The organism is Pedobacter segetis (genome assembly GCF_016623585.1).
GTDB classification, from domain to species: domain Bacteria; phylum Bacteroidota; class Bacteroidia; order Sphingobacteriales; family Sphingobacteriaceae; genus Pseudopedobacter; species Pseudopedobacter segetis.
In genome coordinates this window covers 1-16,872 of record NZ_JAEHFY010000001.1, presented here as the reverse complement: position 1 = coordinate 16,872, position 16,872 = coordinate 1, and the positions used below count along the sequence as shown (strand labels likewise).

Annotated in this window: 15 protein-coding genes; all 15 read left to right on the top strand. The window is 35.5% G+C overall.

What is annotated here, in order from left to right:
• Nucleotides 1-153: 153 nt before the first annotated feature.
• Nucleotides 154-1,263: a mechanosensitive ion channel family protein gene (locus tag I5M32_RS00075; protein ID WP_200583614.1), complete on the top strand. Its 1,110-nt coding sequence runs from the start codon at nucleotides 154-156 to the stop codon at nucleotides 1,261-1,263.
• Between the two features lie 70 nt (nucleotides 1,264-1,333).
• Nucleotides 1,334-1,975, top strand: a complete 642-nt coding sequence (locus I5M32_RS00070; RefSeq protein WP_200583612.1) for an NAD(P)H-dependent oxidoreductase — start codon at nucleotides 1,334-1,336, stop codon at nucleotides 1,973-1,975.
• A gap of 232 nt (nucleotides 1,976-2,207) precedes the next feature.
• Nucleotides 2,208-2,630 (top strand): Rieske 2Fe-2S domain-containing protein, encoded by a 423-nt coding sequence (locus I5M32_RS00065; protein WP_200583609.1) that lies wholly within the window; start codon nucleotides 2,208-2,210, stop codon nucleotides 2,628-2,630.
• Nucleotides 2,631-2,647: 17 nt separating this feature from the next.
• Nucleotides 2,648-3,076 carry a thioredoxin family protein gene (locus I5M32_RS00060; protein WP_200583599.1) on the top strand — a complete coding sequence of 143 codons (429 nt, stop codon included), beginning with the start codon at nucleotides 2,648-2,650 and terminating at the stop codon, nucleotides 3,074-3,076.
• Nucleotides 3,063-4,022, top strand: a complete 960-nt coding sequence (locus I5M32_RS00055) for an FAD:protein FMN transferase (RefSeq protein WP_234461812.1) — start codon at nucleotides 3,063-3,065, stop codon at nucleotides 4,020-4,022. Before I5M32_RS00060 ends, I5M32_RS00055 begins: the two co-directional genes overlap by 14 nt.
• A 22-nt stretch (nucleotides 4,023-4,044) precedes the next feature.
• On the top strand, nucleotides 4,045-4,263 hold the full coding sequence (locus I5M32_RS00050; protein ID WP_200583597.1) for a DUF4266 domain-containing protein: 219 nt from the start codon (nucleotides 4,045-4,047) through the stop codon (nucleotides 4,261-4,263).
• 145 nt (nucleotides 4,264-4,408) lie between these two features.
• Entirely contained in the window at nucleotides 4,409-5,611 is a 1,203-nt protein-coding gene (locus tag I5M32_RS00045) for a DUF3570 domain-containing protein (protein ID WP_200583595.1), read from the top strand.
• A 233-nt stretch (nucleotides 5,612-5,844) separates the two neighbouring features.
• Complete coding sequence (locus I5M32_RS00040; protein ID WP_200583592.1) at nucleotides 5,845-6,315, top strand: hypothetical protein; 471 nt, start codon at nucleotides 5,845-5,847, stop codon at nucleotides 6,313-6,315.
• Nucleotides 6,316-6,375: 60 nt separating this feature from the next.
• On the top strand, nucleotides 6,376-7,215 hold the full coding sequence (locus tag I5M32_RS00035) for a DUF2911 domain-containing protein (RefSeq protein WP_200583589.1): 840 nt from the start codon (nucleotides 6,376-6,378) through the stop codon (nucleotides 7,213-7,215).
• A 223-nt stretch (nucleotides 7,216-7,438) separates the two neighbouring features.
• A complete protein-coding gene (locus tag I5M32_RS00030) occupies nucleotides 7,439-8,887 on the top strand; it encodes a circularly permuted type 2 ATP-grasp protein (RefSeq protein WP_200583586.1) in 1,449 nt (482 codons plus the stop codon).
• A gap of 98 nt (nucleotides 8,888-8,985) precedes the next feature.
• Nucleotides 8,986-9,921, top strand: a complete 936-nt coding sequence (locus I5M32_RS00025) for an alpha-E domain-containing protein (protein WP_200583583.1) — start codon at nucleotides 8,986-8,988, stop codon at nucleotides 9,919-9,921.
• A 21-nt stretch (nucleotides 9,922-9,942) separates the two neighbouring features.
• A complete protein-coding gene (locus I5M32_RS00020) occupies nucleotides 9,943-10,887 on the top strand; it encodes a transglutaminase family protein (RefSeq protein ID WP_200583580.1) in 945 nt (314 codons plus the stop codon).
• 550 nt (nucleotides 10,888-11,437) lie between these two features.
• On the top strand, nucleotides 11,438-13,948 hold the full coding sequence (locus tag I5M32_RS00015; RefSeq protein WP_200583577.1) for a zinc-dependent metalloprotease: 2,511 nt from the start codon (nucleotides 11,438-11,440) through the stop codon (nucleotides 13,946-13,948).
• 373 nt (nucleotides 13,949-14,321) lie between these two features.
• On the top strand, nucleotides 14,322-16,205 hold the full coding sequence (gene htpG, locus I5M32_RS00010) for a molecular chaperone HtpG (RefSeq protein WP_200583574.1): 1,884 nt from the start codon (nucleotides 14,322-14,324) through the stop codon (nucleotides 16,203-16,205).
• A 178-nt stretch (nucleotides 16,206-16,383) separates the two neighbouring features.
• Nucleotides 16,384-16,815 carry an NYN domain-containing protein gene (locus tag I5M32_RS00005; RefSeq protein ID WP_200583571.1) on the top strand — a complete coding sequence of 144 codons (432 nt, stop codon included), beginning with the start codon at nucleotides 16,384-16,386 and terminating at the stop codon, nucleotides 16,813-16,815.
• Nucleotides 16,816-16,872 lie beyond the last annotated feature (57 nt).

Below are 16,872 nucleotides of genomic sequence, written 5' to 3'. Positions count from 1 at the left end.
TTTTGTTTCGGGATAATGATAAGCAATAATACGACCAGTTTACAGCTTAAAGATTATCAGAATTGATATTTTAATAAAAAAATAAGTTTATAAGACAAAAAAATACAATTTACTGGCTTGTTATTTGCTTAAATTACAAAAATATATTGATATATGATTTTTCTTTCCTTAAATCTTGATAATGATTTCATTTCTAACATCAGCCATCTGCCCGATTTAGTGTTCAACATTATTATTTTACTGATTTCTGTTGTGTTGGCGTTTCTACTAAAAGCAATATTTTATAGATTAACCTCTTATTATAGAAAGCAAGAAGAATTTAGTTTCTTAAGGTCTATTGTTTTGTACCTAAGCAAACCCTTAAACTTTTTTCTGCCATTGGTTTTCATCAGTTCGTTTTCTAGCTTGATGAGGCTTTCTGCAATAGAGAGAGGTTTCTTAAATAAAGCGGTAGAAATAGGTTTGATCATCGCTTTTTCATACATTTTGATCAACCTGATAAAGGTTGTACAAGATTTTGTGGTATCTACCTATAACCTCCAAAAAGAGAACAATTTAAAAGAACGTAAAATACGGACACAGCTCCAATTTTTAAGAAAATTTATGGTAGCCTTAATTTTGGTTTTAACCGTAGCGGCTATACTTTTTAGTTTTGAGGGAATGCGCAAAATTGGTACGGGGTTGTTAACCAGCGTTGGGATTGGCGGTATCATTATTGGGTTTGCGGCGCAAAAATCTTTAGGGAATCTGCTTGCGGGGTTTCAGATAGCGTTTACGCAACCCATTCGTATAGATGATGTTTTGGTGGTTGAAGGAGAATGGGGCAAGGTAGAAGAGATTACTTTAACCTACGTGGTACTACATATTTGGGACCAAAGGCGATTGATTTTACCCATTACTTATTTTATCGAAAAACCTTTCCAGAACTGGACAAGAATTTCTGCAGAAATCTTAGGAACCGTTTTTTTATATGTTGATTACACGCTCCCGCTAGAAGAATTAAGAAAAGAATATGACAGGCTAATTGATAATAACAAACTTTGGGATAAAAAAGTAAAGGTGATACAGGTTACCGATACCAAAGAAAGCGTAATGGAAGTAAGGATTTTGATGAGCGCAAATAACTCTTCCGATGCCTTTGATTTACGTTGCGAGATAAGAGAAGGGCTTGTTTCTTTTATCCAGAAAAACTATCCAGAAAGCTTACCAAGAACAAGGGCAGAGCTTACAGAACCCAAAAACCTAACCCAAAAAAAATCATAAAACCGTCATATAAACTAACACGACACAAAATATAAGTTTAAACATCTATTTTTGAAGAAAAATATTAATCATGGAAAATAACAAAGAAATTATAAGTGCCCTTAATTGGAGGTATGCAACAAAAGCTTTTGATTCTACTAAAAAATTAAACCAAAATGAACTGGGGTTATTGTTAGATGCGGTGCAGCTGGCGCCAAGTTCTTATGGTTTGCAACCTTACCAAATTGTTGTAGTTAGCAACCAAGAAGTTAAAGAAAAATTGAAAGCCGCGGCTTACGGGCAACCACAGTTAGCAGATGCTTCGCATATTTTTGTTTTTGCGATCACAAAAAATTACACCACCCAACACGTAGATGATTATGCAAATAACATTGCCGCTACCAGAACTATAGAAGTAGCAGACATACAAGGTTTTGTAGATACCATGAAAGGTACTGTTAATTCTCGTTCGCAAGAAGAATTAGCCGCTTGGAACGCAAGGCAAGCTTACATTGCTTTGGGCGTTCTATTAGAGGCCGCTGCAATAGCAAAAATTGATGCTTGCCCAATGGAAGGTTTCAACAACGCTCAATTTGATGAGATTTTAGATTTGGGAGATAAAAACCTGACTGCTGTTGTAATTGCACCAACCGGTTTTAGATCAGCAGACGATGCTTACCAACATTTTGCTAAAGTGAGAAAATCTAAAGAAGATTTGTTTATACATATTTAATATCTCATTTTAACTTATTGAAAGCCCGTTCTTATTTTGGAATGGGCTTTTTGGGTTTAAGAAACTTTAATCGAAACAGTTAGAATCCTGAAAATTAAAATAATTAAAACTTAATAAAATGGAATAAAAAACGTTTAAAAATTCAGAAAATACTCAATATTGAAATTGATTTTTAATTAAAATAAAGTTAGGGTAAAGCCCGTTTTAATCGGATTAATTCAAACACTGTTTAATGGATAGAAAAGAATTTTTAGCTTCCATAGGAATGGGCGCCGTTTCTGTTGCTGTTTTTAATTGCATTGGGTGCTCAAAATCTCCTACTTCTGGCCCCTTAATTCCTGCTCCAACTAATGTTGATTTTACTTTAGATCTAACAAGTTCTGCAAATACCAGTTTAAATACTAATGGCAATTATATTTATGCCAACGGGATAATTGTTGCCCGTACAACAGCAGGCGAGTATATTGCCGTTTCGCAAACTTGCCGACATGAAAACACCAATGTAATTTATAGGGCAAATAATCATCAATTTTATTGCCAAAGGCATGGTGCAACTTATTCAGAAACGGGGGTTTCTGCCGGTATTGAAACCAATTTACCATTAACAAAATATAACACCCAACTTACGGGTACAAATCTTCGCATCTTTTCTTAAAATATAAATATTTTAGTATGAAAATTTTGAGTATTTTATTTTTATCATTCTTAATTTCTGGAAACTCTTGGGTATTGGATTTCCAACAAGCAGAAAATCAGGCAAAAGAAAGCCATAAGCTTATTCTAATCAGTTTTTCTGGATCGGATTGGTGCGGCCCTTGTATTAGAACACATAAAGAAATTTTTGAAAAACAGGCATTTATAGATTATGCCGATAAAAACTTAGTATTGGTTAAGGCTGATTTTCCTCGATTAAAAAAGAACCAATTACCAGAAGATCAACTAAAAAAAAATAATGAGTTGGCCGTAAAATACAATCCTGAAGGAGATTTCCCTTTAACGGTTTTAACAGATGAAGAAGGAAAAGTGATTAAAGAATGGAAAGGATTTCCTGATTGTTCTTCTGATGAATTTGTAAAGAAAATACAAGATGCCGCTCATTGATACAGAACAACAACAAATATTTAAACAATCTTTAAAACTGATGGGAAATCAGTTTGAGATTACCGTTGTTGCAGATGACCAGGCTTTCGCCGATCAAAATATAGAAAAAGCAATTGTAGAAATTAAAAGGATAGAGCAATTACTAACCACTTTTAAATCTGATAGCCAAACCAATCAAATTAATGAAAATGCAGGCGTTGCCGCTGTAAAAGTAGATGCGGAAGTTTTTTATCTCATTCAGCGTTCTATTCGCATATCAGAGATTAGCCAAGGAGCTTTCGATATTACTTATGGCTCTTTAGATAAACGTTTTTGGAATTTTGATGCCAATATGGTCAGTCTTCCAGATAAAGATTTGGCCAAACAATCGGTCTCTTTAATAAACTATAAAAACGTAGTGTTAGATGCCATAAATCAAACTGTTTTTTTAAAAGAAAAAGGAATGCGCATTGGTTTTGGAGGTATAGGAAAGGGCTACGCTGCTGATAGAGCTAAAAGAGTTTTACAAGAAGCAGGAATATCAAACGGAATTGTTAATGCTTCTGGAGATTTAACAACGTGGGGGTTTCAGCCAAATGGCAAACCTTGGACGGTTGGCATTGCAAGTCCTCAACATAAATTAACGCCTTTTTCTTTTATGGATATTAGCAACATGTCTATTGCAACATCTGGCAATTATGAAAAATTTGCTATTATAGATGGTAAAAAATATTCTCATGCCATTGATCCAAATACTGGTTTTCCTGTTTTTGGAATCAATAGCGTTAGCATTATTTGCCCCCAAGCAGAGCTTGCCGATGCTTTGGCAACACCTGTGATGGTAATGGGCGTAACAATTGGTTTAAATTTAATTAACCAATTAAGTAACGTTGCATGTATTATCATAGATGATCAAAACAGACTTTACACTTCAAAAAACGTCAACATCAATAAGGTTAAGAATTAAATATCTAATGCTTAAAGCCAAAATGAAAAAAATAACTCCTTATGCAATTTTAGCTTTTATGCTGGTTGCTTTTAGCTCTTGCGGTAGCGTTAAAGCTTATGATAAAATAAAATTAAAAGATGCCGAAATGGAACTTGGCGCAAGAAAAGCCGAGAAGTTTGAACAAAATTTTCAGCTCTATCGCGAAGGTTCTGCTGGTGCTAACGGAGGAAAAAGTGGCGGCGGTTGTGGTTGCAATTAATAATTTACGTTAACGATAGCAGCGACATCCCGTCAGTAGTCGGGCTGGCTTTTTTTTCATCCCGAGCGGAGTCGAAGGGTAAGACAAAAGATATATCCGCCAGCTGGCGGCGTGTTAAAACTACCTTAAAAAATCTTAATAATAAATGAAATATATTTCATTAACCATAGTTGCGCTTTATTTAGGAATTGCAGCAAGTTTTGCCCAGGCTATCAAAAAGGATACTGTATCTTATGAAAAGAGAAAGTTAAAATTTGAACAAGCCGATTTGGTGAATAGTTATTACCACCAAGATGGGAACAACTCTGCTGTAACAGGAGGAATTGGGACAGAAAAATTGACGGATTTTTCTAACACTTTTGATTTACAACTTTCCCGTTACGGTAAAACTGGCTTAAAACATACTTATAATTTTGAGTTGGGTTTTGATACCTATAGCTCGGCATCTTCAGATAATATAGACCCAAGCACCCATACTGGGCCTTCATATTCAGATGTTCGTATTTATCCTTCTTTAAGTTGGGATATTGCGAATGAGAAAAAAGGCCATAGTTTTGGTTTTGATGTTTCTACCTCTAATGAATTTGATTATACTTCTTTTGGCACAGGCTTACATTACGCTAAATCATCAAAAGATAAAAATACAGATGTAGAGATAAAGCTAAAAGCATTTTTTGATACTTGGAAAGTTATTTTGCCTTATGAACTACGACCGGATGATAACGGTGGGCCGGGTTACCAACAAAATGATCGAGCACCAAGAAATTCTTTTAGTGGGGCAATTAGTTTGTCGCATGTTTTTACCAAGAATTTTCAAGCTTTGTTAATGGTAGAGCCAGCCTATCAAAAAGGTTTATTGGCTACTCGATACCAAAGGGTTTATTTCACAAATTTTTCTCATTTAGCAGAATTCTTACCTAACAATAGATTGAAACTACCTATTGGAGCAAGGTTAAATTACTTTTTGGGAGATAATTTAGTGCTTCGTTCTTTCTTAAGATATTATACCGATGACTGGGGTCTAAGTTCTGAAACAGCAGAATTAGAGACCTCAATAAAGATAAATCCGTTTTTTTCTATTAGTCCTTTTTATAGATATTATCAGCAAACCGCTGTAAGATATTTTGCTGGATATGGAGAACACGATGCCAACGACGAGTTTTATACTAGTGATAACGATTTATCAAAGTTTCATAGCGATTATTATGGCGCAGGAATTAGATTTGCGCCTCCAACAGGTGTATTTGGTGTTAATAGACTTTCAATGATAGAGTTAAGATACGGACATTATAATAGAAGCAATGGTTTAAATTCTAATATTGTGAGCATGAATTTGAGATTTAAGTAAATATCTTTTAAATAATTACAAGAGAATGTCACAAAAGGAACAAATTCATGCTGTCCGACAACTAGCGGATTCAGCATCTCATCAGTAGGTTTTCAAGTTATATAAGAGCTCATTTTCATAAGATTCCGATTAGCCAGCTGGCTAACGGAATGACACCACGCTTAAGACAGCCTCTTTTTTATTGAAGAAATCTTAATGCTTAAACTTTTTAAACCCTCAATTGTTAATCATCAATGGCGAAAGTAACAATAGAAATTATCCGGGTTTTAAGAAAAACTGCCAGTAATTTAGAAAAAGGCTCTAAATACCAATGGGGTCACATGGGAAGCTGTAACTGCGGTAACTTGGCCCAAGTAATCACCAATAAGAGCAAAGCAGAAATCCATAAATCTGCCATGAGGGGCCATGGCGATTGGAACGAGCAATTGATAGATTATTGCCCAACTAGCGGTTTGCCAATAGACCATATTATAGATGAAATTCTTGCCTTAGGTTTTACAAGAAATGATCTTTCCCATTTAGAGAAACTTTCTGACCCTCAGGTTTTAAAGCAATTACCTTTAGAAGATAGGTTTTTAAAGCATAACGTTAAAAAAGACGTAATTACTTATCTTGAAACTTGGGCCAATTTTTTAGAAGAAAATCTATTAGGTAAAATTTCTATTGCAAACATTTATCATCCTAGCCTTTTAGCGGCCAAATAAGGGTGAATAAAATTAAATACATATCTTTAAAAGAACTAGGTTACCATTAAAATTAATCAAATGAAAAAAATCTTATCAAGTATTATTGCATTATTAGCAATTTTAACTAGCACCAACTGCCTTAAGGCGCAAGCATTGATGCCAATGCCAAGTACAGGGCAAACCATTATCCAAGATTTTGGATTGGGAAAAGTTACTTTAACCTATTTTAGGCCAAATGTAAAAGGCAGGAAAATATTTGGCGGTTTAACTCCCTACGGCGAGGTTTGGCGTACCGGAGCAAATAATGCAACCACCATAGCGTTTACAGATGAAGTTTCTATTGCGGGTAATAAAGTGCCCCCCGGTAAGTATGCGCTATTTACCATCCCAGAAAAAGATCGGTGGACTATCATTTTAAACAAAACATCAGATCAATGGGGAGCTTATGATTATAAAAAAGATGATGATCTTTTACGTTTCACGGTTAAACCTATGATGACCAAAAACCTAACTGAAACTTTTACCATGCAGTTCTCTAACGTTACCCCTGGGAGCATGAACCTAAATTTGATGTGGGAAAATGTTGCCATTAGCATCCCTATGACAATAGATTACGATGCCAAAGTAATGGCCAATATTGATAAAGCCATGATGGGCGATAAAAAACCTTACTTCGCAGCTGCCCAATATTATTACAGTAATGGTAAAGATCTGGATAAAGCTTTAGAATGGATTAATGAAGCCGAAAAAACCGACATGAAAGCCCCTTGGTTTAAATTATGGAAAGCCAAAATCCAACTAAAAATGGGAAACAAAAAAGCCGCTAGAGAAACCGCCATGCAGGGTAAAGAACTAGCTAAAGCAGCAAACAACGAAGAATATGAGAGGCTTAACCAACAAGTTTTAGACAGCATATAAAGTTTAAACATTAAAAAGATTTAAAGCACTTTGTTAATTAAACAAGGTGCTTTTTTATTTATTTCTCAATCTTAATTTTAATAAATCCCAAATATTAGGATTTAAAATTCAATTATTATTAATAAAATAATGCTACATATAAAAATATGGTAATTATTTCTTTGTTTATTATCAAATTATCTATACCTTTTAAGCAGTTTTTAAAAAAATAACCACTTTGTTCATGGGTTCATCAGCAATATTTAACAATTACACTTCGGGTAACGAGTTTTACGACGAGATGTACAATGGAAGTTCTATTAGAGCTCCTTATAAAAAGCTGTATGAATTTTTAAAAAATTATCCTGCCGAAGAACTCAATAAAAAAGAGGAAATGGCCAGACGGTTGTTTATGAGCCAAGGTGTAACTTTTACGGTTTATTCTGGAGATGAAGGGATAGAAAAAATTTTCCCTTTTGATGTTGTACCCCGCATCATAACAGCAGAAGAATGGAATTATATTGAAAGCGGCATTAAGCAAAGATTAAAAGCGCTCAACCTTTTTCTCAACGATATTTACTCCAATCAATTTATCATTAAGGATAAAATTATCCCTATTGATATGATTTATTCTTGTGAGCATTATTTAAGAGAAATGCACAACCTTAAAGTACCACATGATATTTTTGTTCATATTTCTGGTATCGATATCATTAGGGATGCCGATGGCACTTTTTACGTTTTAGAAGATAATTTAAGAACGCCTTCTGGTGTTTCTTATATGTTAGAGAACAGGGAAATCACTAAACGTATCTTCCCCGATTTGCTCCCCCAAAATTCGGTTAGGCCGGTAACAAATTATCCTCAATTGCTTTATAAAAGTTTGGCCGCTTTATCACCAAGGCATAATTCTAACCCAAATATTGTGATGCTTACACCGGGAATTTATAATTCGGCGTATTTTGAACATTCTACACTGGCTAGGTTAATGGGTATAGAGTTGGTAGAAGGGAGGGATTTGGTGGTGGATAACCATCGGGTTTTTATGAAAACCACCGAAGGTTTACAGAGGGTAGATGTGATTTACAGACGTGTTGATGATGAATATCTAGATCCATTGGTTTTTAATTCTGGAAGCATGTTAGGTGTTGCAGGGTTAATGTCGGCTTATAGAAGAGGCCATGTTGCCATTGTAAACGCTCCCGGAAATGGCGTAGCAGATGATAAGGCAATCTATATCTACGTACCCGATATGATCAAATATTATTTGAACGAAGAACCAATCCTCAAAAACGTACCAACTTATAAAATGGAAGATGTTTCTGAAAGAAAATATGTTTTTGAGCACATAGAAAATATGGTGATCAAAAAAACCAACGCTTCTGGTGGCTATGGGATGATTATTGGTAATTCGGCAACAGAAAACGAAATTGAAGAATATAAAAAGCAAGTGGTTTTAGATCCTCGATCATTTATAGCACAACCTATCATCAGTTTATCCGCGGCACCGTGTTATATCAACGGCAAATTACAACCTCGGAGGATAGATCTAAGACCTTTCGCAATTTTTGGCCCATCGGGTATAGAAATTGTGCCGGGCGGCTTAACAAGGGTTGCCCTAAAAGAGGGTTCTTTGGTGGTAAACTCATCACAAGGGGGTGGCAGTAAAGATACTTGGGTTTTGAATAGTTAGTTGATTAGGAAACAGTTCATTAGGCATTGGTTCATTAGAATTGAAAGTCAACAAAGCTGGCTTTGGTCTTTGGGATACAGACTTTAAAAGAAATAAATATGTTAAGTAGGGTTGCAAATTCTTTGTATTGGATGTCTCGTTATATGGAGCGTTGCGATGGCATTTTAAGGTTGTTAAGGGTTAATTATGCTTATTCGCAAGATGAGTTCGATAAATTTAGCTGGCGACCAGTATTGATGATTTTTACGGATATGTTGCCCATTACCATAGAAAAAACCAAATACGAAGGCAGAAAGGTTTTAGAGTTTATGGTAACAGATAAACTGAACAAAAACTCTGTTTTTAGTTTAGTTAACAAATCTCGTGAGAATGCAAGATCGGTACAAGATAATGTAACCAAAGAGCTTTGGCAATGCCTTAACGATTATTACCACGTTACCAGAAATAAGGATTTAGTAACCGCCTTAAAAGTAGAGGATCCAATTTCTGTTTTGGATGATCTGGTGCAACAAGGGATGCACTATTATGGCATTTGCGAAATTACGATGGCCAGGGGCGAAGGTTATTATTTCATGAACATAGGTAAATATCTAGAAAGGGCCATGCAATCCGTAGATATTTTAAACGTGAAGTTTAGTGAGCTAGGTTATTCTTTGGAAGAAAGATCTGACCCTACCTATTGGAAATATCTATTGCTCTCTATTTCTGGCTACGAAATTTTCTTGAAAAGTTACCGCTCTGCTTTAGATTCTAGAAACATCTTGCATCAAATTGTTTGGAACGAACATTTCCCAAGATCAATTATTTACTCGGTAAAAAGATTAAAACAATCTTTTGAGACCCTAAAAACAGATCGTAATAGCGAGGCTTACAAGGCAATAAGCTTTATGATTGGCAAATTAGAAAGCCATATCCGTTATTCAGATCTAAAAGATTTAGAAGAAAAAGGATTGAAAGAGTATCTTCACGATATAAAACAAGAACTATTAGCTATTGGAAGTGCGTTTAATCATTATTACTTTGCATTTAACTAAATTGTACCAAGCTTAAACCTAATGCCAAAATTTACTATCCATCATAGTACCAACTATTCTTACGAAACGCCGGTATATGATAGCGCAAACCAGATCATGCTTTATCCCATAAAAGATAAACAGCAAGAAGTGGTAGAGCAACAAATAAAAATTACTAATGATCCAACCGTAGATGTTTATACCGATTATTATGGTAACGAAGTTGGTACTTTTACCCATCCCGAGGCACATAGAGAGTTAAAGATAGAATCTATAGTTATCGTAAACGTAAAAAAGCGAATAATGCCAGAGACCTCTATCTTTAAAGAAGATGAATGGGCAAACCTCAAGGTATTATCCTACCAACTCCCTTATATCAATTTTTTAAAACAAGAAATCGTAGCTTCCCAAGAAGAAATATTAGCCGCCATAAACCTTTCTCAAAAAGAAAACAATTCTCCATTTGAAGTAGCAAAAAACCTGTGCGATTATGTATTTAAAAATTTTAGGTACATAAAAGGGGTAACCACCGTAGAAACCACCGTAGAAGAAATTTGGAAGATAAAATCTGGTGTTTGCCAAGATTTTGCCCATATTTTATTGGTAATGTTAAGGTATATGAAAATACCAGCAAGGTATGTTAGTGGCTATATTTGCCCCAATAAAAACGGAATGAGGGGCGAAGGCGCAACCCATGCTTGGGTAGAAGCTTATTTGCCAGATTATGGTTGGTTGGGTTTTGATCCAACAAATAATTGCATTGTGGATGATACCCATGTTAGATTGGCGGTAGGCCGTAATTTTGTAGATTGTAGCCCGGTAAAAGGAATATATAAGGGTACTTCCAATCATAAATTAGAAGTAAAAGTTTCTGTTGCTTATGAAAACGACCCTCTCCCATCTTTAGAACAAACCGACCCTGTTTATGGCTTAGAAACCGCCCCAATTAATTCTTATAGAAAGTTTGTTGATATGCAACAACAATGAGCGTGTTTTTAGTGTTGTTGTTCTAACTTTATTCTAATTAATTACAAGCTTATGGCAATCCTCGAAATTAAATTGTAGAGATGCCAGAATAAAACACCAAGTTACCTTACCAACAATTAAAAAGATTACTGCTAAAAACATGGTGCTTTTTGCATAACTAAATCCAAAACCTTGGTCTTAATTTGGGATATTTAACACCTTCAAAATTTTGGGACATTACGATCAAATAATTCTCCCTTTTTTTTGCAGCCTTTAAATTATAAATTTTATGGTTTTAGGTGTTAGTAATTCAAATCAAAATCTTCTACAATGCCAACTAAAATTGGTCTTTCTTTTTTGAGGAACATTATAATTTATAGCTTTTAGAATCTCTACAAGAACTATCTTTTAGCCAATTTCATCTAAAATCTAAATCATTCCTTGCAAAGGTTTTCCGTTTTCATGGCTTCATAAACCTTTAAACCCCAACCTAAAGTAACAAAACGGTTAATATTTCCTTCGCTTTTATTTAATCCCTACATTGTGAGATTAGAAAAACCAAATATTTAATATGAAAAGAAATTTACAGACCTTAAAGCTAGCGGGATTATTTTCTCTAGCTGTTGCGGTATCTGCTTGTTCTGCTCAAAAAAAGAAAGAGGCAGAAAAAGCTAAGATGGCCGCTACTTCGGCGGCTAAACCAGCAACTCCAAAAAAAGAAGGTGGTTTAAAGCCTTACAAAGAAATTATTACCTCAAAAGCAAAAACAGATACAGGCTTATTTACGGTTCACTACCTTGATGGTAAATATTATTATGAAATACCAGACTCTTTGTTTGGCAGGGAAATGCTTGCCGTAACCCGTTATTCAAAAGTACCCGCAGAAGACGGTACTTACGGAGGCGAAGAATTGAACGAGCAGGTATGGAAGTGGGAAAAAAGGGATAAACAAGTTTTGATACGTGTACCTTCTTATACCAATATCGCCGCAGAAGGAACAGATATGTATGAATCGGTAAGAAACTCTAACCTTTCCCCAATTTTAGCATCATTTGATATTAAGGCCTTAAGTAAAGATTCTGCAGGAGTGGTGATCGATGTAACCGATTTCTTTGCAAAGGATGTTCAAGCTTTAGGCATACAACAACGTACCAAAACGCAATTTAAAATCACAAGGTTAGACGATAGCCGTTCATATATCGATTCTATTAAATCTTACCCGTTAAATATAGAAGCAAGAACGGTTAAAACTTATGCCGCCGCTAACCCTCCGGGAGACGAATCTTTAGGCTCAATTACCGTAGAGCTAAACACTTCAATGGTTTTGTTACCAAAAGTACCTATGGAAGCTCGCCTAAATGATGATAGGGTTGGTTATTTTTCTAGAAAACAAACAGATTATGGTTTAGATGCTCAAAAAGCAACAGTTACACGTTATATAGCTAGATGGCGTTTAGAACCAAAAGACGAAGCTGCTTACGCCAGGGGCGAGTTGGTAGAGCCAAAAAAACAAATTGTTTACTACATAGATCCAGCAACCCCAAAAAAATGGAGGCCCTATTTAATACAAGGTGTAAAAGATTGGAATAAGGCTTTTGAAGCCGCAGGTTTTAAAAATGCCATCACTTGTTTAGAACCACCAACCAATGATCCAGATTGGTCGCCAGAAGATGCCAGGTATTCTGTAATCAGATATTTTGCTTCAAACATCGCAAACGCTTATGGGCCGCACATTTCTGACCCACGTTCTGGCGAAATCATAGAATCTGATATAGGTTGGTACCACAACGTAATGAATTTAGTAAGAAACTGGTTTTTTGTACAAACTGCAGCTGTAAATCCGGCTGCTCGTATGCCAAAATTTAGTGATGAAACTATGGGGCAATTGATCCGTTTTGTTTCTTCTCATGAAGTTGGCCACACTTTAGGTTTACCGCATAACTTCGGTTCTTCTTATGCTTACCCAGTAGATAGTTTACGTTCTGCCTCGTTTACCCAAAAAATGGGCGGTACGGCCCCATCTATTATGGATTATGCCCGTTTTAATTATATAGCACAACCAGAAGATAAAGGCGTGGTTTTATACCCAGGTATTGGCCCGTATGATAAATGGGCAATTAAATGGGGTTACACTTATTTCCCAAATAAAACCCAAGAAGAGCAAGCTAAAATTCTGAACAAATGGACTATTGAAAGAGCGGGTAACCCACTTTATTTCTTTGGCGCACAAACCGGCAATCCAATTGATCCAAGATCACAATCAGAAGATTTAGGAGACGATGCCGTTAAAGCATCTACCTATGGGATCGCAAATTTAAAACGAATTATCCCAAACATAGAAAAATGGACTTATGAAGAAGGTAAGCCTTATGATAATTTAGAAGAGATTTACGGCGAAGTTTTAAATCAATTCAGCAGGTATATGGGCCATGTAAAATCTAGTATTGGTGGTATTTATGAAAACGATAAAACGTATGACCAAAAAGGTGCGGTTTATACCCATGTAGAAAAAGCAAAACAAGAAGCAAGCATGAAATTTATTGTAGATCAAGCTTTTCAAACGCCAAAATGGATGTTTGTAAACGCCGAAACCAATAAATTTAACAACGCCATGATGGTTGATAAGATCAGAAGGATGCAAGTTGGCGTTTTGGGCAGCATTTTAGATTTCGCCAGATTGGCAAGAGTAATTGATAACTCGGCACAAAATGGCAACAATGCTTATTCTATCGACGAATTATTTTCTGATTTGCATAAAGGTATTTTTACAGAGCTTTCTACCGGAGCGAATATTGATGTTTACCGAAGAAACTTACAAAGAGCATATATAGAACGTTTAGAATATTTAATGACCGAAGAACAAACCGTTCCGCAAGGGATCCCGGCAGAATATATCGCAAGATTTGTAGGTACCAGGATTGATGCCTCGCAATCTGATATTAGGCCAATGGCTCGTTTAGAGCTTACAAAATTGCAATCAGATATTAAAAGAGCATTACCAAAATATAGTAATTCTATTTTAAAAGCACATTTGGTTGATGCCCTGGCAAGGATTGATTTGATATTGAACCCTAAGAAATAAGATTGGTCTTTTAAAAATTACAAACCGACATTGATTCGTTTCAATGCCGGTTTTTTTTATTCAGTTTCGTTGATTTGAAGAACTAAAAATCTCACAAACAGACAGGATTTTTTTGGAAAAGCAAAGCAATCCGTCAATTACTTCCGATAGCCCTGTTTTCCGCTGCAATCTTTTGCTTCCAAAAAAAGAAAAAGCCTGCCTGCTGCAGGCGGGGATTTCCACTACAATCAGGTTTAGAAACAATAGCCATCCCGTTTTAAACTTTAAACCTCACAAAAAACTTCTGTCAACTTGACACCCAAATTCTATTTGGAACAAGCATTGATGTTAGCTCTATCGTAAACATAAAATTTAATAACACAATAAATATATCATGAAGGAAAAAGGAACGATTTCAATCCACACGGAGAATATTTTCCCGATCATCAAAAAGTTTTTATACTCAGATAATGAAATCTTTTTAAGAGAACTGGTTTCTAACGCAGCAGATGCCACACAAAAAATCAAAAGATTAGCGGGTTTGGGCCAATATAATGGCGAGCTTGGCGAATTAGAAGTGAACGTTTCTTTTGATAAGGATAAAAAAACCATTACCATTTCTGATAATGGTTTGGGCATGACCGCCGAAGAAATCAAGAAATACATCAACCAAATCGCATTTTCTGGCGCAACCGAATTTGTAGAGAAATTTAAAGACGCTAAAGATGCCAATGAAATCATCGGTAAATTTGGCTTGGGTTTTTACTCGGCCTTTATGGTTTCTGATCATGTAGAAATTCAAACTTTATCGTACCAAGAAGGTGCAGAACCCGCTGCTTGGATATGTGATGGCAGTACCGAATTTGAGATTAAAGACGGAAAGCGCAAAACCCGCGGAACGGATGTTATTTTGCACATCAATAAGGAGTCTGAGGAGTTCTTAGACCAATACAAACTACAACAGATTTTAGAAAAATACTTTAAGTTTTTAACGGTAAAACTGGTTTTCGGTACTAAATCTGAAAGCGTAGAAGATGGCGAGGATGCAGAAGGAAAGAAAAAATACAAATCTGTTGAGGTTCCGAATGTAATTAACGGAGCAAAGCCAATCTGGACCCAATCTCCATCTGAATTAAAAGATGAAGATTACCTGCAATTTTATAAAGAATTATATCCTTTCCAAGAAGATCCATTGTTCTGGATCCATTTAAACGTAGATTATCCTTTCAATTTAACTGGCGTTTTATACTTCCCTAAATTGAAGAACGATGTGGAGATCCAAAGAAACAAAATCAAATTATTCAGTCGCCAAGTGTTTATTACAGATGAGGTGAAAGACATTGTTCCTGAGTTTTTGATGTTGTTGCATGGGGTAATCGACTCTCCGGATATTCCGCTTAATGTTTCCCGCAGTTTCTTACAAGCTGATGGAAACGTGAAGAAAATCAATAGCTACATCACTAAAAAAGTGGCCGAAAAATTGGGCGAATTGTTTAAAAAAGACAGAGCAGCTTATGAAGCAAAATGGAGCGATATCGGCTTATTTGTGAAATACGGAATGATTTCTGAAGAGAAATTCTATGAGAAGGCTAAAGATTTCGCCCTATTTACCAATACCGATAAAAAGAACTTTACCATGGACGAATACCGTGATAAAGTAAAGGACATACAAACAGATAAAGACGGAAACTTGGTGTATTTATATACGGTTGACCCGGCGAAGCAAGATGGTTTTATCCAATCGGCAACTAAAAAAGGGTATGATGTTTTATTGATGGATACGCCAATTGATACGCATTTTGTGAGCCAGATGGAGCAGAAATTAGAAAAGACACAATTGAAACGTGTGGATTCTGGCACTGCCGATAAACTGATTGACAAGGGCGAGAAACTGGAACATGTGCTGAGCGAAGACCAAACTAAGCAAGTAAAAGAAATCTTCGAAAAAGCCATTAACAAACCTGCTTACCAAGTAGAAGTTGAAGCTTTAAGTCCGGATGAGTTGCCAGTAACCGTAACTATGGATGAGTTTATGCGCCGTATGAAAGACATGGCTGCGATGGGTGGCGGTATGAGTTTCTACGGAAATATGCCAGATAGCTATAAAGTAGCGATTAATGGAAATCATAAAATAGTAAACAAAATTTTGGCTTCCGCCGATGAAAAAGAACAAGCAGAATTGGCCAAACAAGCTTTCGATTTAGCATTACTTTCCCAAGGTTTACTAACCGGAGCAGAGTTGACTGCTTTTGTGAATAGAAGCGTGAGTTTGATTTAAGTTGAAAGTTTAGAGTTAAAAGTTTAAAGCCCTTTCGAAATTATACGGAAAGGCTTTTTAATAAATGACTTTTAAAACTTGCATATTTCGTAAGTATTTACGATAATTGTGACTTACCCCTCCTATGTGAGAAATCATAGGACCCAAGTCCTCTTTACAGAGGGCTTTTTTTTTGCCTATGAAAACAGTGAATTTCTACATCGATGGATTCAATTTCTACTTTGGGTTACGCTCTAAGGGATGGAAGAAATATTATTGGCTTGATATTGTTAAGTTTTGCGAGTCATTTTTAAAAGAAGACCAGCAACTAGGAACGGTATTTTACTTTACTGCTGTTCAAAAAGATATTGGAAAAAAAGATAGGCAAGATTTATTATTCTCTGCAAATAAATTAAACCCAAAATTTAAATTAGTTTTTGGGAAATTCCTAGCTAAAAAAATTAAAATTGAAGGCGGTTATCACAAAACTTTCGAGGAAAAACAAACGGATGTAAATATTGCAGTTGAAATGATTAGAAATGTGATTTTTAAAAAAGCAGATGTTTCTATTCTAGTTAGTGCAGATAGCGATTTAATTCCCCCATTACACTTAATTAATTCAAGTTGCTAGTTAAAGAATAAAAAAGTAAGCATCAAAAATGAGAAATTTGGTTTACTACAACTAAAT